At 72.2% G+C, this 17381-nt stretch carries 21 protein-coding genes; 10 read left to right on the top strand and 11 right to left on the bottom strand.

Annotated features, from left to right (window positions below; genetic code table 11):
* Positions 1 to 259 precede the first annotated feature (259 nt).
* From mqnC to BU197_RS01695, 6 genes are all read left to right on the top strand, one after another.
* A complete protein-coding gene (mqnC, locus tag BU197_RS01725) occupies positions 260 to 1459 on the top strand; it encodes a cyclic dehypoxanthinyl futalosine synthase (RefSeq protein WP_188266351.1) in 1200 nt (399 codons plus the stop codon).
* Positions 1460 to 1576: 117 nt separating this feature from the next.
* Positions 1577 to 2140, top strand: a complete 564-nt coding sequence (locus BU197_RS01720) for an imidazolonepropionase-like domain-containing protein (protein WP_188266350.1) — start codon at positions 1577 to 1579, stop codon at positions 2138 to 2140.
* 237 nt (positions 2141 to 2377) lie between these two features.
* Positions 2378 to 2770, top strand: a complete 393-nt coding sequence (locus BU197_RS31415; RefSeq protein WP_223182759.1) for a peptidoglycan-binding domain-containing protein — start codon at positions 2378 to 2380, stop codon at positions 2768 to 2770.
* 47 nt (positions 2771 to 2817) lie between these two features.
* Positions 2818 to 3231, top strand: coding sequence for a peptidoglycan-binding domain-containing protein (locus BU197_RS01710; protein ID WP_188266349.1), 414 nt, complete (start codon positions 2818 to 2820; stop codon positions 3229 to 3231).
* 177 nt (positions 3232 to 3408) lie between these two features.
* Positions 3409 to 4107, top strand: coding sequence for a demethylmenaquinone methyltransferase (locus tag BU197_RS01705; protein WP_188266348.1), 699 nt, complete (start codon positions 3409 to 3411; stop codon positions 4105 to 4107).
* Positions 4108 to 4308: 201 nt separating this feature from the next.
* Positions 4309 to 5595: a geranylgeranyl reductase family protein gene (locus BU197_RS01695; protein ID WP_188266347.1), complete on the top strand. Its 1287-nt coding sequence runs from the start codon at positions 4309 to 4311 to the stop codon at positions 5593 to 5595.
* 34 nt (positions 5596 to 5629) lie between these two features.
* On the opposite strand, the gene BU197_RS01690 is transcribed toward BU197_RS01695, so the two are convergent.
* The 11 genes from BU197_RS01690 to BU197_RS01640 all read right to left on the bottom strand — a co-directional run bounded on the left by BU197_RS01690 (position 5630) and on the right by BU197_RS01640 (position 12814).
* Positions 5630 to 6022, bottom strand: a complete 393-nt coding sequence (locus BU197_RS01690; protein WP_188266346.1) for a helix-turn-helix domain-containing protein — start codon at positions 6020 to 6022, stop codon at positions 5630 to 5632.
* Positions 6023 to 6386: 364 nt separating this feature from the next.
* The gene (locus tag BU197_RS01685; RefSeq protein WP_188266345.1) at positions 6387 to 7337 is read right to left on the bottom strand and encodes a hypothetical protein; all 951 of its coding nucleotides are present in this window, start codon (positions 7335 to 7337) and stop codon (positions 6387 to 6389) included.
* A gap of 152 nt (positions 7338 to 7489) precedes the next feature.
* The gene (locus BU197_RS01680; protein ID WP_188266344.1) at positions 7490 to 7900 is read right to left on the bottom strand and encodes a peptidase inhibitor family I36 protein; all 411 of its coding nucleotides are present in this window, start codon (positions 7898 to 7900) and stop codon (positions 7490 to 7492) included.
* Between the two features lie 81 nt (positions 7901 to 7981).
* On the bottom strand, positions 7982 to 8389 hold the full coding sequence (locus BU197_RS01675) for a peptidase inhibitor family I36 protein (protein WP_188266343.1): 408 nt from the start codon (positions 8387 to 8389) through the stop codon (positions 7982 to 7984).
* Positions 8390 to 8468: 79 nt separating this feature from the next.
* Positions 8469 to 8879: a peptidase inhibitor family I36 protein gene (locus BU197_RS01670; protein ID WP_188266342.1), complete on the bottom strand. Its 411-nt coding sequence runs from the start codon at positions 8877 to 8879 to the stop codon at positions 8469 to 8471.
* Between the two features lie 132 nt (positions 8880 to 9011).
* The gene (locus BU197_RS01665; protein ID WP_188266341.1) at positions 9012 to 9425 is read right to left on the bottom strand and encodes a peptidase inhibitor family I36 protein; all 414 of its coding nucleotides are present in this window, start codon (positions 9423 to 9425) and stop codon (positions 9012 to 9014) included.
* 260 nt (positions 9426 to 9685) lie between these two features.
* The gene (locus tag BU197_RS01660; protein WP_188266340.1) at positions 9686 to 10093 is read right to left on the bottom strand and encodes a peptidase inhibitor family I36 protein; all 408 of its coding nucleotides are present in this window, start codon (positions 10091 to 10093) and stop codon (positions 9686 to 9688) included.
* Between the two features lie 262 nt (positions 10094 to 10355).
* Positions 10356 to 10769 (bottom strand): peptidase inhibitor family I36 protein, encoded by a 414-nt coding sequence (locus tag BU197_RS01655; protein WP_188266339.1) that lies wholly within the window; start codon positions 10767 to 10769, stop codon positions 10356 to 10358.
* A 263-nt stretch (positions 10770 to 11032) separates the two neighbouring features.
* Positions 11033 to 11440 (bottom strand): peptidase inhibitor family I36 protein, encoded by a 408-nt coding sequence (locus BU197_RS01650; RefSeq protein ID WP_188266338.1) that lies wholly within the window; start codon positions 11438 to 11440, stop codon positions 11033 to 11035.
* 180 nt (positions 11441 to 11620) lie between these two features.
* Positions 11621 to 12031: a peptidase inhibitor family I36 protein gene (locus tag BU197_RS01645; protein ID WP_188266337.1), complete on the bottom strand. Its 411-nt coding sequence runs from the start codon at positions 12029 to 12031 to the stop codon at positions 11621 to 11623.
* A 372-nt stretch (positions 12032 to 12403) separates the two neighbouring features.
* On the bottom strand, positions 12404 to 12814 hold the full coding sequence (locus BU197_RS01640; protein ID WP_188266336.1) for a peptidase inhibitor family I36 protein: 411 nt from the start codon (positions 12812 to 12814) through the stop codon (positions 12404 to 12406).
* A gap of 279 nt (positions 12815 to 13093) precedes the next feature.
* Between BU197_RS01640 and BU197_RS01635 the strand changes: the two genes are divergently transcribed.
* The 4 genes from BU197_RS01635 to BU197_RS01620 are packed head-to-tail and all read left to right on the top strand — an operon-like array spanning position 13094 to position 17283.
* The gene (locus BU197_RS01635) at positions 13094 to 13618 is read left to right on the top strand and encodes a hypothetical protein (protein WP_188266335.1); all 525 of its coding nucleotides are present in this window, start codon (positions 13094 to 13096) and stop codon (positions 13616 to 13618) included.
* Positions 13611 to 15242 carry a peptidoglycan-binding domain-containing protein gene (locus BU197_RS01630; RefSeq protein ID WP_317452072.1) on the top strand — a complete coding sequence of 544 codons (1632 nt, stop codon included), beginning with the start codon at positions 13611 to 13613 and terminating at the stop codon, positions 15240 to 15242. Before BU197_RS01635 ends, BU197_RS01630 begins: the two co-directional genes overlap by 8 nt.
* A complete protein-coding gene (locus BU197_RS01625) occupies positions 15239 to 15940 on the top strand; it encodes an ABC transporter ATP-binding protein (protein ID WP_188266334.1) in 702 nt (233 codons plus the stop codon). The genes BU197_RS01630 and BU197_RS01625 overlap by 4 nt, the downstream gene beginning before the upstream one ends.
* On the top strand, positions 15937 to 17283 hold the full coding sequence (locus BU197_RS01620) for an ABC transporter permease (protein WP_188266333.1): 1347 nt from the start codon (positions 15937 to 15939) through the stop codon (positions 17281 to 17283). The genes BU197_RS01625 and BU197_RS01620 overlap by 4 nt, the downstream gene beginning before the upstream one ends.
* Positions 17284 to 17381 lie beyond the last annotated feature (98 nt).

Below are 17381 nucleotides of genomic sequence, written 5' to 3'. Positions count from 1 at the left end.
ACGCCTCGAAGAGGGAGAGGGCTCCGGGGGCGGGGAGGTTCCGCCTCGATCCGACGGGGCGGGGGAGGCACCCGGACGGGTGCGGGGCGGGTGCGGGGCGGGCGTGGGGGAGGGCTTCGGGCGGTGACCCGGGCGGGTGCGGGCGAAGGCTTCCGGCGGCGACCCGGGCGGCCCCCGCCCGCACCCGGCTCGGCCCGCCGCAGGCGCTGGCGTACGCTGGTTCGGTCTGTTCAGAACCCCTCCGAAAGGGACACACCCGGTGACCGAGAAGGCCGAACTCCAGTCTGTTCTCGACCGCGCCGCCGCGGGTGGCCGGATCACCCCCGAGGAGGCGCTCGACCTCTACCGTTCCGCGCCCCTGCACGCCCTCGGCGCCGCAGCCGACGCCGTGCGCCGCCGCCGGTACGCCGGAACCGAGCACATCGCGACGTACATCATCGAGCGGAACATCAACTACACGAACGTCTGCGTGACGGCGTGCAAGTTCTGCGCCTTCTACGCCGCCCCCAAGGACACCAAGAAGGGCTGGACCCGCGACCTCGACGACATCCTGCGCCGCTGCGCGGAGACCGTCGAGCTGGGCGGCACCCAGATCATGTTCCAGGGCGGCCACCACCCGGACTACGGCGTCGAGTACTACGAGAAGCACTTCGCCGCCATCAAGGAGGCGTTCCCGCAGCTGGTCATCCACTCGCTCGGCGCCTCCGAGATCGAGCACATGGCCCGGATCAGCGGTGTCTCCGTCGAGGAGGCCATCACCCGCATCCACGCCGCCGGTCTCGACTCCTTCGCCGGTGCCGGTGCCGAGCTGCTGCCCGAGCGCCCCCGCAAGGCCATCGCCCCGCTCAAGGAGAGCGGCGAGCGCTGGCTGGAGATCATGGAGATCGCCCACGGCCTCGGCGTCGAGTCCACCTCCACCATGCTGATGGGCACCGGCGAGACCAACGCCGAGCGGATCGAGCACCTGCGGATGATCCGGGACACGCAGGACCGGACGGGCGGCTTCCGGGCCTTCATCCCGTACACCTACCAGCCCGAGAACAACCACCTCAAGGGCCGTACGCAGGCCACGCTCTTCGAGTACCTGCGCATGATCGCCATCGCCCGGATCTTCCTCGACAACGTCGCCCACATCCAGGGCTCCTGGCTGACCACCGGCAAGGAGGTCGGCCAGCTCTCCCTGCACTACGGCGCCGACGACCTCGGCTCGATCATGCTGGAGGAGAACGTCGTCTCCTCCGCCGGAGCCAGGCACCGCTCCAACCGCCTGGAGATCATCGACCTGATCCGCAAGGCGGGCCGGGTCCCGGCGCAGCGCGCGACCACCTACGAGCACCTCGTCGTCCACGACGACCCGGCGAACGACCCGGTCGACGAGCGCGTCGCCTCGCACATCTCGTCCGTCGCCATCGAGGGCGGCACCGCCCACCCGGAACTGAAGCTGCTCGACGCCAACTGACGCCGACCGCTCCTGACCGGCGCGGACCGCTCCCGACCGGCGCCGAGCGATCCTGACCGGCGCGGACCGGTCCTGGTTTGCGCCGACTGACACCGACCGACACCTACGGGGGCCGACGTGCTGACGATCCACCGCGCGCGGGGCCTCCGCCCCGACGGAGCGCCCGGGACCCCCGTACGTCCCGGGCACGCCGTCCTCGTCGACGGCGCCCGCGTCGCCGCGACCGGACCCTACGAGGAACTGGCCGCCGCCCACGGGGAGCGGGCCCGTGTCCGTACCTGGGATGGCGTCCTCACCCCCGGGCGTCACGAGCCCGACGCGGTCGCCCTCCTGGAGTCCGCCTACTGGCCGGACCCCCGCGAAGCCGGTGAGCTGGGCACCGACCCGCTCACCGGGGACGCCCTCACCGCCCTCGGCATGACCGACACCCGCTGGGGCGCCGCCGCCCGGCGCGGCATCCAGCGGCTCCTGGCCGCCGGGACGACCTCCCTGGCCGGGCCCTTCACCCGCCCCGCCGTCCGGACGGCCGTGGCCCGCTCCGGCCTGCGCGTCGTCGAGGGCGCCTCGCCCGCCCCCCTCGCCCTGGTCCCCGGCGCTCCCGCCGCCTTCGCCGTCTTCGCGGACGACGGCACCTGTCTGGTCACGGTCCTCGACGGGCGCCTGGTCCACCGGAGGAGCTGAGCCACCGGGCCCGGAGGGTCCCGTTCGGGCGCGGACCGGCCTCCGGAGGGGCCGAGTCACCTGGCCCGGGGTCCCGTTCCGGCGCGGGACGTCCCTGGGACGCACCCCCTCGTCCCCGGCCCCGCCTGCGCGTTTCCTCCCCGCGCGGGTCCCGGGACGGCGGGACGCCCGGACGGGGCCCGCGCCCCCGGGCAGTCTTGCGGCGTCATCGACGAAACGCTCGAAAGGCTCCCCGACATGCGCAAGCTCCGCCCCGCGAAGGGCCTCGCGGCCGTCGTCCTGGCCGCCGCCGCGACCGGCGCCCTGATGGTCTCCTCCCCGGCCGCCCACGCGGACGACTCCGCGTACAAGATCTGCAAGGACATGTACGGCACTCGGTACTACAACAACACCGTCATCCCGGTCGGGGAGTACTCCCTCGGCAGCTCCGGCGAGTGCGTCCGAGGTCTCCAGGAACTGCTCGCCTTCCGCATCCAGCTCACCGCCTGGGAGCTGGGCAACGGCCCCTTCGCCGACGGACAGTTCGGCGCCCGTACGGACTCGGCCGTCCGCCGCTTCCAGAGCAGCCGCGGCCTCGTCGCGGACGGCATCGTCGGCCCCCGGACCTGGGAAAAGCTCGCCAACGGCTGAGCCCGCCCCGTCCACCCCCTTTCCCACCACCCGGAGGACCGCACGACATGAAGACCCGTACCGCCCGCATCCGCACCGCCTGGGCGGGGGCGCTCCTCGCGACCGCCGCCGCCTTCCTCGCGGGCCCCGGCGCCACCGCCGCCCAGGCCTCCTGGGGCGGCGAACTCCAGCAGTGCAAGAACCAGTACGGCTCCGAGCACTACATGGGCTGGGACATCCCCACGGTCGTCCTCGGCAAGGGATCGGGCGGAGTGTGCGTCCGTGAACTCCAGCTCGAACTGCTTGAGGTCGGAGCGGTCCCCGCCCAGGACGTGCCCGGCTTCGTCGACGGGATCTTCGGCACCAAGACGTACAACGCGGTCGTGGCCTTCCAGCGCCGGGTGGCCATCCAGGGCGGCGCGGACGGGATCGTCGGCCGCTACACCTGGCACTCCCTCATCGCCCACGTCTACTTCGAGTAGGCGACCGGCGGAAGCGCCGGATCGACAGCTCCCCCGGGGAGCGGCGCGGCGAGGCCGCGTCCGCGCGGACCGCGCACCCTCCCCGGACCCGGCCTCCGGACCAGGCGTCTGCCACGCCGGGCCCGGGGGCCGGGGCCGGTCCCCGGGCGACAGGGGGGCGGCTGCCACAATGGACCGGTGAGCCGAGCATCCCTGGACAAGCAGCCGCACGAAGTCGCCTCGATGTTCGACGCCGTGGCGGCGAACTACGACCTCACCAACGACGTGCTCTCCCTCGGGCAGGACCGGCGCTGGCGCAAGGAGGTCGCGAAGGCGGTCGACGCGCGGCCCGCGCAGAAGGTCCTCGACCTGGCGGCGGGCACCGCGACCTCCTCGCAGCCCTTCGTCCGGGCGGGGGCGTACGTCGTCCCGTGCGACTTCTCCCTCGGCATGCTCCAGGTCGGCAAGAAGAACCACCCCTGGATGCCGTTCACGGCGGGCGACGGCACGACGCTGCCGTTCCGTGACGACGTCTTCGACGCCGTCACCATCTCCTTCGGGCTGCGGAACATCCAGGACACCGGCGCCGCGCTGCGCGAGCTGTACCGGGTGACCAAGCCCGGCGGCCGGGTCGTCATCTGCGAGTTCTCGCACGCCACCTGGGCGCCCTTCCGGACTGTCTACGAGGAGTACCTGATGCGCGCGCTGCCCCCGGTGGCCCGCGCCGTCTCCTCCAACCCGGACGCGTACGTGTACCTCGCCGAGTCCATCCAGTCCTGGCCGGACCAGCCGACGCTGGCCGGACTGCTCCAGGAGGCCGGCTGGTCGAAGGTCGCCTACCGGAACCTGACCGGCGGCATCGTCGCCCTGCACCGGGGCTTCAAGCCCGCACCCTGAGCACCACCCACCCGCCGGGGCCCGCCGGTCCGTCCGCCCCGGCGGGTCCGGGAGCCCCACGGGCCCCTGGGAGCCCCACGGGCCCCTGGGAGCCCCACGGGCCCTGAGAGCCCCGCGGGCCCCGCAGGCCCCAGCGGGCCCCGCAAATAGACTTCCCTCATCCCCCCCCCTTTTTCCCCTCGACCCTCCGGGAGATCCGCCGTGACCGAGCAGCCCCTCTCCGAGCACAGCGCCGATGTGATCGTCGTCGGAGCGGGCCCGGCCGGCTCCACCACGGCCTACTACCTGGCCAAGGCCGGACTCGACGTCCTCCTCCTGGAGAAGACCGCGTTCCCCCGCGAGAAGGTCTGCGGCGACGGACTCACCCCCCGCGCCACCAAGCAGCTCGTCGCCATGGGCATCGACGTCTCCGAAGAGGCCGGCTGGCTGCGGAACAAGGGCCTGCGGATCATCGGCGGCGGAATGCGCCTCGAACTCGACTGGCCGGACCTCGCCTCGTACCCGGACTACGGGCTCGTCCGCAAGCGCGACGACTTCGACGAGCAGCTGGCCCGCCAGGCCCAGAAGGCGGGCGCCCGCCTCCACGAGCGCTGCAACGTCGGCGCCCCGGTCATCGACGACCGTACGGGCCGGATCACGGGCGTCCACGCCAAGCTCGGCGAGGAGAAGCGCGAGGTCACCTTCCACGCGCCGCTCGTCGTCGCCGCCGACGGCAACTCCACCCGGCTCTCCCTCGCCATGGGCCTGCACCGCCGCGAGGACCGCCCGATGGGCGTCGCCGTCCGGACGTACTTCCACACCCCCCGGCACGACGACGACTACCTGGAGTCCTGGCTGGAGCTGTGGGACAAGCGGGGCGCGCAGGACCGCCTCCTGCCCGGCTACGGCTGGATCTTCGGCATGGGCGACGGTACCTCCAACGTCGGCCTCGGCATCCTGAACTCCTCCTCCGCCTTCCGCGAGCTGGACTGGCGCGAGGTCCTCAAGGCCTGGTGCGCCTCGATGCCGGAGGACTGGGGCTTCACCCCGGACAACATGACGACCCCGATCCGGGGCGCCGCCCTCCCGATGGCCTTCAACCGGCAGCCGCACTACACCAAGGGCCTGCTCCTCGTCGGCGACGCGGGCGGCCTGGTCAACCCGTTCAACGGCGAGGGCATCGCGTACGCCATGGAGTCCGGCCAGATCGCGGCCGACGTCATCGTCCAGGCGCACGCCCGCACCACCCCCGCCCAGCGGGAACTGGCCCTGCGGAACTACCCGCAGATCCTCAAGGACACCTACGGCGGGTACTACACGCTGGGCCGCGCCTTCGTGAAGCTCATCGGAAACCCGAAGATCATGAAGATCGCGACCCAGCGTGGTCTGACGCACCCGCTGCTGATGAAGTTCACCCTGAAGATGCTGGCGAACCTGACCGATCCGACGGGCGGCGACGCGATGGACCGCGTCATCAACGGCCTGTCCAAGGTGGCCCCGAAGGCTTAGGCCGTGGTGGGTGGAGCCTGCCGGGCCCGCGCCGTCAGGCGCAGCTCACGGCGAGCCTCGCGGTCACCGGACCGCGGGGCACGAGGGCGAGGGGCGCGACGGCCCGGCCCCGGAGATCCGGCCGGCAGAGATGGCAGGGCTGGACCACCTCGGTGAACAGGGCGAGCAGATGGAGCTGGGCCCGGGACAGCCCGCCCAGCTTCTCCCGCATGTTGGTGACGTGGAACTTGACCGTGCGTTCGGTGATGCCGAGGGATTCGGCGAGGTCCGTGTTGGACTCGCCGCCGGGCATCGAGGACAGGACCTGGACCTCCCGGTCGGTCAGGGCGTCGAGATGGCGCAGTGCGGTGGTGACGGGGTTGATCCGGGCGGACCGGGCGTCCGGCCCGGCTGGTGCGGGACCGCAGTAAGGGCAGCGACGAAGCATGTGTCTCCCCCCAGAGACGGCGTGCGTGGGACGGAACCGAGCGTCCGGGTTCCTCGGGAACGTTAACCGGACCGCGTCGCCGAACGGTGTCCGAATTCCCGGCCCGGGACGTCCCTGGGACGTCCCGGGCCTCGGAAGACGCCTCTGCCGCCTTCGTCGCTGCCCTCGCCACGGTCGCTCCCGTCGCGGCCCCGGGTGCGGCCGGGGTCTCGTCCCGTCGCGGTCCCGAGCGGGGCCCCGGGTCTCGTCCCGTCGCGGTCCCGGGTCTCGTCCCGGGTGCCGTCCCGAGGGGGGCGGGTGCCGGACGCCGCGCCGGGTGCCGCGTCGGGCGGGTCGCCGGGTGCCGTCCCGGGTGCCGCCTCGGTCAGCCCGCCAGCGTGGCGGCGAACCGCAGCCGCTCGTCCAGCTCCGTCTTCGCCTGCTTCAGGGCTTCCGCGTACTGCTCGATGTTCCGCTTCTGGTAGGCGCCTTCGACGGCGTACCAGACGCCGACCAGGTTGGCCCGCTCCTTGCAGGCGACGTCCTGCCGGGCGGCCGCGATGCCCTTGGGGCTGCCGTAGTCGTTCGGCTTGAGCCCCAGATCGGCCTGCGGACTGACGGGCTCGTCGGCCTTGTAGCCCTTCTCGGCCATGCAGGCGGACCACGCCTTCACCGCCGTGACGACCCGGGAGTCCTCACGGGAACGCGAGTTGGCGTCCATCGCCATATTGGTGACGAACATGCTGTCGAGCGCGCCCTTCTTCGGCGCGTAGACCGTGAGGTAGCCCTCGCGCAGACAGCCGCCGATGGGCACCTTCTGCCCATTGACGGTCTTGCCGCTGTCCTTGGCCCGGGACTCCTCCAGGCTCATCGGCCGGCCGGCCATCGTGGAGTCGGGACCGTGGAGCGCGAGCTGGCCGGACGCGCCGAGGGACTTGGCGGCCGGCTTGGAGGGACTGGCGGCGCCCCGGTGCGCGGTGTAGCCGTAGCGCTCGGCCGTCTTCGGGTCGGTCAGACCGTAGCGGAGGGACTCGCCGCCGGTCCCGGCGGGGGAAAGCGACACGGGCAGCTCGAACGTGAAGCCGAAGCGCTTCATGCAGTCGCTCGTCACCTGTGCCTGGGCCCGGTCCAGCTTGCGGCGCTGCTCGTCGGTGGTCTCGTAGCCGTCGAGCGGGAAGGAGAGGCCGGTCGCCGAGACGAGCTTGGTCACCGTGCCGATCGCGGGCTCCTTGGCGGAACCGCCGCCACCGCCCCCGTCGCCGGACTCGGCGGAGCAGGCGGTGAGAAGCGCGGCGCTCAGGAGGAGGACGGTGGCTCGGGCGGCGAAGGGACGCATGGGTGCTCCAAGGGCGTGTGCGTGTCTACCATGGGAGCGGCCGTTGCTCTGCCCGCCTCATTCGGGCGGAGCAACGGCTGCCTGGGTCTTGCGTGGGCCGGGGCCGTGAGGACGATCCGGCGGGTCAGCGGTTCAGCGGTGCCGCGAGGCCGTCAGGGCCTGTAGTACGCGGATGAGATCTTGTTCCGGAAGTTCGAGGTCGCGTTGCCGATGTAGCCGGGCGGCAGGCTTCCCTCGATGCCACCGCGTCTGGCGTCGGTGTAGACCAGCCACGTGTAGAAGTCGTTGTTCCAGTACGACGCGGTGTTGTCGTTGACCGACTGACCGGCGCCGTTGCCGGGCCCCGGGAACCAGTCGTCGCTGAAGTCCTCGTCCACAAAGAAGAGGTCGAAGACCGCGCCGCCCCGGTCGGGGCTGTAGTACAGGCCGAACTCGTTCGACTCCACGTAGCCGTTCTTCTGGGTGGCGGCGGAAGCCGAGCCCGCGGTGGCCAGGGCGCCTCCGCCGAGGGCGGCGAGGGCGAGGGCCGTGACGGCCACGCGGCGGAGTGCGGTGCGCTGCATGCTGGTGCCTTTCCTTTCCTTGACTGCTGCTGGTGATCGATGGGGCCCGGGGCGGGGGCCGAGGGTGGTGCCGAGAGGCCGTCAGGACTTGATGTAGGCGGAGGAGATCTTGTTCCTGAAGTCTCCGCTGGCGTTGCCGATGTGGCCGGGCGGCAGGCTCCCCTGGATGCCACCGCGTCTGGCGTCGGTGTAGACCAGCCACGTGTAGAAGTCGTTGTTCCAGTAGGACGCGGTGTTGTCGTTGGCCGACTGGCCCGCGCCGGCGCCGGAACCGGGGAACCAGTCGTCGCTGAAGTCCTCGTCGCTGGCGAAGAGGTCGAAGACCGCGCCGCCCCGGTCGGGGCTGTAGTACAGGCCGAACTCGCTGCGCTCCATGAAGCCGTTCTTCTCGTTCGCGGAAGCGGAGCCCGCCGTGGCCAGGGCGCCTCCGCCGAGGGCGGCGAGGGCGAGGGCCGTGACGGCTACGCGTCGGAGTGCGGTGCGCTGCATGCTGGTGCCTTTCCTTTCCTTGACTGCTGCTGGTGATCGATGGGGCCCGGAGCGGGCCGAGGGTGGTGCCGTGGGGCCGTCAGAACTTGACGTAGGCGGAGGAGATCTTGTTCCGGAAGTCCCCGGACGCGTTGCCGATGTGGCCGGCGGGCAGGCTTCCCTGGATGCCACCGCGGTAGGCGTCGGTGTAGACCAGCCACGTGTAGAGGTCGTTGTTCCAGTAGGACGCGGTGTTGTCGTTGACCGACTGGCCGGTGCCGTTGCCGGGACCGTGGAACCAGTCGTTGCTGAAGTTGTCGTCCTCCAAGTAGAGGTCGAAGACCGCGCCGCCCCGGTCGGGGCTGTAGTACAGGCCGAACTCGTTCGTCTCCACGTAGCCGTTCTTCTCGGTGGCGGCGGAAGCCGAACCCGCGCCGGCCAGGGCGCCTCCGCCGAGGGCGGCGAGGGCGAGGGCCGTGACGGCCACGCGTCGGAGTGCGGTGCGCTGCATGCTGGTGCCTTCCTTGACTGTTACTGGCGGTCGATGGGGCCCGGGGCGGGCCGAGGCCATGGGGGCAGCACCGCATGGCCTGCGGCTGCTCTCTGTTCTCTGTCGGGACAGTTGTCGCCCGGGCGGCACGCGTTACGCCGGGTACTCGAAGTACGCGGACGAGATCTGGTTCCGGAAGTTCACGGTCGCGTTGCCGATGTAGCCGGGCGGCAGGCTTCCCACAATGCCCTGGCGGTAGGTGCCGGTGTAGACCAGCCACCTGTAGGTGTCGTTGTTCCAGTACGACGCGGTGTTGTTGTCGACCGACTGGCCCGCGCCGGCGCCGGTGCCGAGGAACCGGTCGTTGGTGAAGTCCTCGTCCGAGTTACGGAGGTCGAAGACCGCGCCGCCCCGGTCGGGGCTGTAGTACAGGCCGAACTCTTCGGCCTCCATGTAGCCGTCCCTCTGAAGGGCGGAAGCCGAGCCCGCGGTGGCCAGGGCTCCTCCGCCGAGAGCGGCGAGCGCGAGGGCCGTGACGGCCACGCGTCGGAGTGCGGTGCGCTGCATGCCGTTGCCTTTCCTTGGTTGCTGCTGGTGGTCGAGGCGGCCCGGGGCGGGGCCGAGGGCCATATGAACAGCGCCAAAGGAGCTTCGGCTACTGTCCGTTGAGACAGTTACCGCCCGGGCGGCTCCCGCGTTACCCTCGGTGTCCGCCAGGGGAACGGCCGTTGCTCGGCCCGCCTCATTCGGGCGGAGCAACGGCCGCCTGGGTCATGCGTGTGCCGGGGCCGTGAGGCTGATCCGGCGGTTCAGGCGCCGCGGGGCTGTCAGTTCCCGAGGTACGCGGACGAGATCTGGTGCCGGAAGGTCGCGGTCGCGTTGCCGATGTAGCCGGGCGGCAGGCTTGCTGCCAGGCCCTGGCGGTAGGTGCCGGTGTAGACCAGCCACGTGTAGGTGTCGTTGTTCCAGTACGACGCGGTGTTGTCGTCGACCGACTGGCCCGCGCCGGCGCCGGTGCCGAGGAACTGGTCGTCGCTGAAGTCCTCGTCCGAGTTGCCGAGGTCGAAGACCGCGCCGCCCCGGTCGGGGCTGTAGTACAGGCCGAGCTCCCCGGCCTCCACGTGGCCGTCCCTCTGGAGGGCGGAAGCGGAGCCCGCGGTGGCCAGGGCGCCTCCGCCGAGGGCGGCGAGGGCGAGGGCCGTGACGGCTACGCGTCGGAGTGCGGTGCGCTGCATGTCGTTGCCTTTCCTTGACTGTTGTTGATGGTCGATGCGGCCCGGAGTCGACCGAGATCCATGGGGGCAGCGCCACATGGCCTGTGGCTACTGTCCGTTGAGGCAGGGACCGCCTGGGTGGCCCCGCGCTACCCTCGGTGTCCGCCAGGGGGGCAGCCGTTGCTCGGCCCGCCTCATTCGGGCGGAGCGACGGCTGCCTGGGTCATGCGTGCGCCGGGGCTGTGAGGCTGATCCGGCGGTTCAGTGGTGCCGCGCGGAACCGTCAGTACTTGTAGTAGTACGCGGACGAGATCTTGTTCCGGAAGTTCGCGGTCGCGTTGCCGATGTAGCCGGGCGGCAGGCTTCCCTCAAGGCCCCAGCGGTTGGCGTCGGTGTAGACCCACCACGTGTGGACGTCGTTGTTCCAGTACGACGCGGTGTTGTCGTTGACCGGCTGGCCGGCGCCGGCGCCGGAACCCGGGAACCGGTCGTCGCTGAAGTCCTCGTCCTCCAGGTAGAGATCGAAGACCGCGCCGCCCCGGTCGGGGCTGTAGTACAGGCCGAGCTCCCCTGTCTCCACGTGGCCGTCTTTCAGGGAGACGGCGGAAGCGGAGCCCGCGGTGGCCAGGGCGCCTCCGCCGAGGGCGGCGAGGGCGAGGGCCGTGACGGCCACGCGTCGGAGTGCGGTGCGCTGCATGCTGGTGCCTTTCCTTGATTGCTGCTGGTGGTCGATGCGGCCCGGAGTCGGGCCGAGGTCCATGTGAACAGCGCCAAACGACCTGTGGCTACTGTCCGTTGAGGGATTGGCCTCATGGGCGGCCCCGCGTGACCCTCGGTGTTCGCCAGGAGGGGGCAGCCGTTGCTCGGCCCGCCTCATTCGGGCGGAGCAACGGCTGCCTGGGTCATGCGGGTGCCGGGGCCGTGCGGCTGATCCGGCGGTTCAGTGGTGCCGCAGGGCCGTCAGAACCTGATGTACGCGGAGGAGATCTTGTTCCGGAAGTCCCCAGACGCGTTGCCGATGTGGCCGGGCGGCAGGCTTCCCTGGATGCCACCGCGGCCGGCGTCGGTGTAGACCAGCCACGTGTAGGCGTCGTTGTTCCAGTAGGACGCGGTGTTGTCGTTGGCCGACTGGCCTGCGCCGTTGCCGGGACCCGGGAACCAGTCGTTGCTGAAGTCCGGGTCGGAGAGGACGAGGTCGAAGACCGCGCCGCCCCGGTCGGGGCTGTAGTACAGGCCGAACTCGCCGTACTCCAGGTAGCCGTTCTTCTCGGTGGCGGAAGCCGAGCCCGCGGTGGCCAGGGCGCCTCCGCCGAGGGCGGCGAGGGCGAGGGCCGTGACGGCCACGCGCCGGAGTGCGGTGCGCTGCATGCTGGTGCCTTCCTTGACTGTTGCTGGTGGTCGATGCGGCCCGGAGCCGGGCCGAGGTCCATGGGGGCAGGGGCAGCCGCTGCTCGGCCCGCCTCATTCGGGCGGAGCAACGGCTGCCTGGGTCAGGCGGGTGCCGGGGCCGTGCGGCTGATCCGGCGGTTCAGCGGTGCCGCAGGGCCGTCAGAACACGAAGTACGCGGACGAGATCTGGTTCCGGAAGTTCGCGGACGCGTTGCCGATGTGGCCGGGCGGCAGGCTTCCCTCGACGCCACCGCGGTTGGCGTCGGTGTAGACCCGCCACGTGTAGGTGTCGTTGTTCCAGTACGACGCGGTGTTGTCGTTGGCCGACTGGCCGGTTCCGGCGCCGGGACCGTGGAACCAGTCGTCGCTGAAGTCCTGGTCCTCGGTGTAGAGGTCGAAGACCGCGCCGCCCCGGTCGGGGCTGTAGTACAGGCCGAACTCGCCGGTCTCCAGGTAGCCGTTCTTGTGGGTGGCGGCGGAAGCCGAGCCCGCGGTGGCCAGGGCGCCTCCGCCGAGGGCGGCGAGGGCGAGGGCCGTGACGGCCACGCGCCGGAGTGCGGTGCGCTGCATGTCGTTCCCTTTCCTTGACTGCTGTGGGTGGTCGATGCGGCCCGGAGCCGGGCCGAGGTCCATGGGGGCATGGCCCGAGGGACTGTGGTTACTGTCCGTGGAAACAGTCACCGGTGAGACGCCAGATGGCGGCTCCCGCTCCCGTACCGCTTCTCGCCCTTGGGCTCGGGGGGTGTGCGAGCGACGGGGCAGCTGCGGCCCCGGCCGCCCGGGCGGCGAAGGGGCGCATGGGTGCTCCAGGGGCGTGTGCGTGCCTACCATGGAGCAGCCGTTGCTCTGCCCGCCTCATTCGGGCGGAGCAACGGCTGCCTGGGTCATGCGGGTGCCGGGGCCGTGCGGCTGATCCGGCGGTTCAGTGGTGCTGTGGAACCGTCACATCTGGAAGTACGCGGAGGAGATCTTGTTCCGGAAGTTGGCGGTCGCGTTGCCGATGTAGCCGGCCGGCAGGCTTCCCTGGATGCCACCGCGTCTGGCGTCGGTGTAGACCAGCCACGTGTAGAAGTCGTTGTTCCAGTAGGACGCGGTGTTGTCGTTGACCGGCTGGCCCGCGCCGGTGCCGGGACCCGGGAACCAGTCGTCGCTGAAGTCGTCGTCCCCGACGTAGAGGTCGAAGACCGCGCCGCCCCGGTCGGGGCTGTAGTACAGGCCGAGTTCGCCGGACTCCAGGTAGCCGTTCTTGTGGGTGGCGGCGGAAGCGGAGCCAGCGGTGGCCAGGGCGCCTCCGCCGAGGGCGGCGAGGGCGAGGGCCGTGACGGCCACGCGTCGGAGTGCGGTGCGCTGCATGTCGTTCCCTTTCCTTGACTGCTGTGGGTGGTCGATGCGGCCCGGAGCCGGGCCGAGGTCCATGTGAACATCGCCAAATCGCCGGTGGCTACTGTCCGTTGAGACAGTTACCTCCCGGGCGGCCCCGCGTTACCTTCGGTCATGTCGAGGTGCCCGCCGGGCGCCCGGCCACCTCGCGCAGGGGCCTCGTACCGGCGTAGCGCAGCGCCGCGTCTGCCCCCTCCCGCGCTTTTCCGTGACGCCCCGTGACGGGACTCCCCGTCGGAAGGACCGTTTCTGATGAGACGCCTCATGGCCGTTCCCGTACTGCTCCTCGCCCTCGGGCTCGGGGGGTGTGCGAGCGAAGGGGACAGCGCGGCCCCGGCCACACCGAGCAGCGCCGCCCCCGCCCCCGGCCCGGCCCCCTCGTCGGGCGCCTCGCAGGACCCGGCCGTCTGGGCCGCGTACTACGACTGCCTCGGCGCCCAGGGCCTCAAGCTCCAGGACGTCGGCGGGCAGAAGCGCGTCGACAAGGACGCCAACACCGGCGAGGCCGTCACCTCGGCGGAGAGGACCTGCGCCGCGAAGCTGCCCACCCGGCCCACCGCCGCCCCGGACCGCGTCGAAGCGGCGAGGAAGCACGCCGTCTGCGTCCGCGCCAAGGGCGTCGGCGACTACCCGGACCCCGACCCGACGACCGGCGACACCCCCCTCGAAGGCCCGATCGCCGACAAGGTCAAGAGCGACCCCCAGGTGATCGCCGCCCTGAAGGCGTGCGACCCGACCGCCGGACAGGCCGAGAGCGGGACGGTCGTCGGTGGCTGACGGCATCGCGCCCGGTACGGCGGGGATTTCCGGCGCTTCGGGCGGCGCCGCGCTCGGTACGGCGGAGACACCCGGCGCTTCTGACGGCATCGCGCCCGGTACGGCGGGGATTTCCGGCACTTCCGGCGGCATCGCGCTCCGTACGCCGGAGGCCCCCGGCACCCCCGGCACCCCCGCCCGCGACGCCGTCCACGCCCGGATGTTCCGGCGCCGCGTCTGGGTCGCCGTCCTCGTCGCAGGGGCGGTCGCCCTCACCGGTGCGGGAGTGGCGGCCACCTCGCTCATCCGGTCCCCGGCCCAGCTCGCCGCCGACGCCGAACCGCCGCCGCAGGACGTGCTCGTCGCCCGCGTCGAGAACCGGGTCCTCGCCGAGACCGTCGTCCTGCGCGGCACCGTCGCGGCCGGTCAGACCCTCCAGGTCGCCCCCGTCGCGGCGGGCGGCGAGGGCGGCTCCGCCCCCGTCGTCACCAAGGTCTCCGTGAAGAGCGGCGACGCGGTCCGCTCCGGCAAGGTCCTCATGGAGGTCTCCGGACGTCCCGTCTTCGTCCTGCCCGGCAGCCTCCCCGTCTACCGGGACCTCAAGCCCGGCGCCACCGGCGACGACGTGAAGCAGCTCCAGCGCGCCCTCGCCGACCTCGGCCACGGCCGGGGCGGCGACGCCAAGGGCACCTTCGGCCCCGGCACCAAGAACGCCGTCGAGGACTTCTACGCCTCCATCGGCTACGACCCCCGGCCCGCCGTCGACGACGACGGCGCGGCCGTGGACGGCGCGAAGGCGTCCGTCACTGGAGCCGAACGGGCCGCCGACGACGCCCGCGACGCCCTCGCGGCCAACACCGACCCCGCCCAGGTGAAGCCGCTGGAGAAGGCCCGCGACCGGGCCGCCGAAGACCTCGCCACCGCCCGCGAGACCCTCGCGGAGGCCCGTGCGGCGGCCGGGCCCATGGTCCCGGCGGCCGAAGTCGTCTTCGTACGGGCCTTCCCCGCCCGCGTCGCCACCGTCACCGCCCGCACCGGAGGACAGCTCTCCGGCACGGCCATGACCCTCTCCTCCGGAAAACTGATGGCCCAGGGCTACCTCCAGGACCACCAGAAGGGCATGGTCCGCGCCGGACAGAAGGTACGGCTCCTCGCGGAGAGCACCGGACAGGAGACGGCCGGCCGGGTCGTCTCGGTCGCCGACACCCCCTCCCGGCAGGACCAGCAGAACGGCCCCCAGGGACCGGACGGCGGCGACGGCTCCGGCGGGGGAGGGGACGCGGCCCCGGGCAACGGCGCCGTCGGCTACCTCTTCACCGTCGAACCCACCCGCGAACTCCCCTCGGCCCTCGCCGGACAGGAGATCCGCCTCACCATCGAAGCCGCCTCCACCGACGGCAAGGCCCTCGTCGTCCCGATCACCGCCGTCTCCGCCGGAGTCGACGGCCGGACCGTCGTCACCACCGTCGACGGCACCGGACGGCAGGAACGCGTCGAGGTCCGCACCGGCACCACCGGCGACGGCTTCGTGGAGGTCGTCCCCACCGCCGAGGGCGTGCTCAAGGAAGGCGACGAGGTGGTCACCGGGGTGAACCCGGGCGCGGCGGCGGCCCCTGCCCCGGTCACCCCCCAGGGGTCGCCGTGAACGACCAGGACACCCCGGTCATCGCCTTCCGCGCGGTGAGCCTCACCTACCCCGGGCCGCCCCCCGTCACCGCCCTGCGCCCCTGCGAACTGACCGTGCGCAGAGGGGAGTTCATCACCGTGGTCGGGCCCTCCGGCTCCGGCAAGTCGACCTTCCTGAACGTCGCCGGACTGCTCGACGCGCCCACCGGGGGCACGTACCTCCTGGACGGCATCGACACGGCGTCGCTCCGCGACGGGGAGCGGACCGCGCTGCGTGGCCGCCGCATCGGCTTCGTCTTCCAGTCCTTCCACCTCCTGCCGCACCGCAGCGCCACGGAGAACGTCATGCTGTCGATGGTCTACTCGGCGGTGCCCCGGGCCGAGCGCCGCGCCCGTGCCCGTACCGCCCTCGAACGGGTCGGGCTCGCCCACCGGGCCGACGCCCTGCCCGGCCGGCTCTCCGGCGGCGAACGCCAGCGGGTGGCCATCGCCCGCGCCCTGGCCGGCCGCCCCTCGCTGCTGCTCTGCGACGAGCCGACCGGCAACCTCGACTCGGACAACGCCGGATCGGTCCTCGACCTCCTCGGCGAACTGCACGCCTCCGGGATGACGATCGTGGTGATCACCCATGACGCGGAGGTCGCGCGACGCGGCCTGCGGACGGTGACGATCCGCGACGGCGTCCTGAGCGAGACGGCGGGGGAGGGACGACGATGAGACGGCCCCCGAAGAACGAGCCCTCCCGGGTGGACCCCCCGGCCCACGCCCCGGCGGACGGCTCCCCGACGGAGACCCTGGCCGCCACCCCGCCGAAACCACCGCGCGCCCGCAAGCGGAGCCGGCTCGTCGAGCCCTCCCGGCTGACCACCCGTGACGTCCTCTCCGAAGCCGTCGCCGGAATGCTCCAGCGGCCCGGACGCTCGGTCCTCACCGCGCTCGGCACGGTCCTCGGCGTCGGCACCTTCGTGGCGATCCTCGGCCTGACCGCCACCACCTCCTCGCAGATCGACGCGCGGTTCAACCTGCTCACGGCCACCGAGGTGACCGTCGAGGACATCGCCCACGAGCAGAACGAGTTCGCCGACCCCGCCTTCCCGGCGGACGCGGACGCCCGGATCGAACGGCTCGGCGGCGTCGAGGCGGCCGGGGTCTACTGGCCGGTCCGGCTGGCCCCCGGCACCGCCGTCCGCTCCGCCCCGGTCGGCGACGGCGGCGGAGGCAGCGAACGGATCGACGTCGTCGCCGCCTCCCCCGGAGTCCTGCGGGCGGCGGCGCCGACCCTGGCCCAGGGGCGCTTGTACGACGAGTTCACCTCCCGTACGGGACAGCCGGTCGCGGTCCTCGGCAAGTCCGTCGCCGCCCGGCTCGGCATCACGACCCTGGAGACCCGGCCCGCCGTCTTCATCGGGGACGAGCCCTTCACCGTCGCCGGAATCATCGACGACGTCCAGCGCAGGGCCGACGTCCTGATGTCGGTGACGGTGCCGAGGACGACCGCCGAGAAGCTGTGGGGGCCGGCGCAGCAGGGCGACGCGAAGATGCTGATCACCACGGCGACGGGCGCCGCCGCCCAGATCGCCCGGGAGGCGCCGACCGCCCTGCGTCCTGACCACCCCGAGTATCTGAAGGCCGTTCCGCCACCGGACCCCAAGGCGCTGCGCGCGGGCGTGACCCACGACCTCGACCAGCTGTTCCTGCTCCTCGCGGCGATCTGTCTGGTCATCGGCGCGGTCGGCATCGCCAACACCACGCTCGTCGCCGTCCTGGAACGGACCGGGGAGATCGGTCTGCGGCGCGCGCTCGGCGCCCGGGGCCGGCACATCACCGTCCAGTTCCTCACGGAGTCGGGGGCGCTGGGTGCGGTGGGCGGTCTCGTCGGCACGGCGCTCGGGGTGTGCACGGTGATCGTGGTGGCCCTGATCCGGGACTGGACCCCGGTCATGCACACCGGCACGGTGGTCGCCGCCCCGGCCGTCGGCCTGGTCACGGGGGTCGTCGCGGGCCTCTACCCGGCCTGGCGCGCCTCCCGCATCCAGCCCGCGGAGGCACTGCGCCGCTGAGGGGCCGTCCGGATACGCCGAAGGGCCGTCGCTCCCGCGTGGAGTGACGGCCCTTCGGCGTGGTGGTGCGTTCCGCGTGGTGGTGCTGCGGGGTCCGC

Source organism: Streptomyces sp. CBMA291, assembly GCF_014596525.1.
In the GTDB taxonomy this organism is placed as follows: domain Bacteria; phylum Actinomycetota; class Actinomycetes; order Streptomycetales; family Streptomycetaceae; genus Streptomyces.
Note: the sequence above shows the minus strand (reverse complement) of the source record. Positions and strands in the feature narration are given on the sequence as shown.

Coding starts and splice junctions, on each gene's coding strand:
- BU197_RS31415 (WP_223182759.1), top strand. CDS start 2,378: ATGCGCAAGCTCCGCCCCGCGAAGGGCCTCGCGGCCGTCGTCCTGGCC.
- BU197_RS01710 (WP_188266349.1), top strand. CDS start 2,818: ATGAAGACCCGTACCGCCCGCATCCGCACCGCCTGGGCGGGGGCGCTC.
- BU197_RS01690 (WP_188266346.1), bottom strand. CDS start 6,022: ATGCTTCGTCGCTGCCCTTACTGCGGTCCCGCACCAGCCGGGCCGGAC.
- BU197_RS01685 (WP_188266345.1), bottom strand. CDS start 7,337: ATGCGTCCCTTCGCCGCCCGAGCCACCGTCCTCCTCCTGAGCGCCGCG.
- BU197_RS01680 (WP_188266344.1), bottom strand. CDS start 7,900: ATGCAGCGCACCGCACTCCGCCGCGTGGCCGTCACGGCCCTCGCCCTC.
- BU197_RS01675 (WP_188266343.1), bottom strand. CDS start 8,389: ATGCAGCGCACCGCACTCCGACGCGTAGCCGTCACGGCCCTCGCCCTC.
- BU197_RS01670 (WP_188266342.1), bottom strand. CDS start 8,879: ATGCAGCGCACCGCACTCCGACGCGTGGCCGTCACGGCCCTCGCCCTC.
- BU197_RS01665 (WP_188266341.1), bottom strand. CDS start 9,425: ATGCAGCGCACCGCACTCCGACGCGTGGCCGTCACGGCCCTCGCGCTC.
- BU197_RS01660 (WP_188266340.1), bottom strand. CDS start 10,093: ATGCAGCGCACCGCACTCCGACGCGTAGCCGTCACGGCCCTCGCCCTC.
- BU197_RS01655 (WP_188266339.1), bottom strand. CDS start 10,769: ATGCAGCGCACCGCACTCCGACGCGTGGCCGTCACGGCCCTCGCCCTC.
- BU197_RS01650 (WP_188266338.1), bottom strand. CDS start 11,440: ATGCAGCGCACCGCACTCCGGCGCGTGGCCGTCACGGCCCTCGCCCTC.
- BU197_RS01645 (WP_188266337.1), bottom strand. CDS start 12,031: ATGCAGCGCACCGCACTCCGGCGCGTGGCCGTCACGGCCCTCGCCCTC.
- BU197_RS01640 (WP_188266336.1), bottom strand. CDS start 12,814: ATGCAGCGCACCGCACTCCGACGCGTGGCCGTCACGGCCCTCGCCCTC.
- BU197_RS01635 (WP_188266335.1), top strand. CDS start 13,094: ATGAGACGCCTCATGGCCGTTCCCGTACTGCTCCTCGCCCTCGGGCTC.
- BU197_RS01620 (WP_188266333.1), top strand. CDS start 15,937: ATGAGACGGCCCCCGAAGAACGAGCCCTCCCGGGTGGACCCCCCGGCC.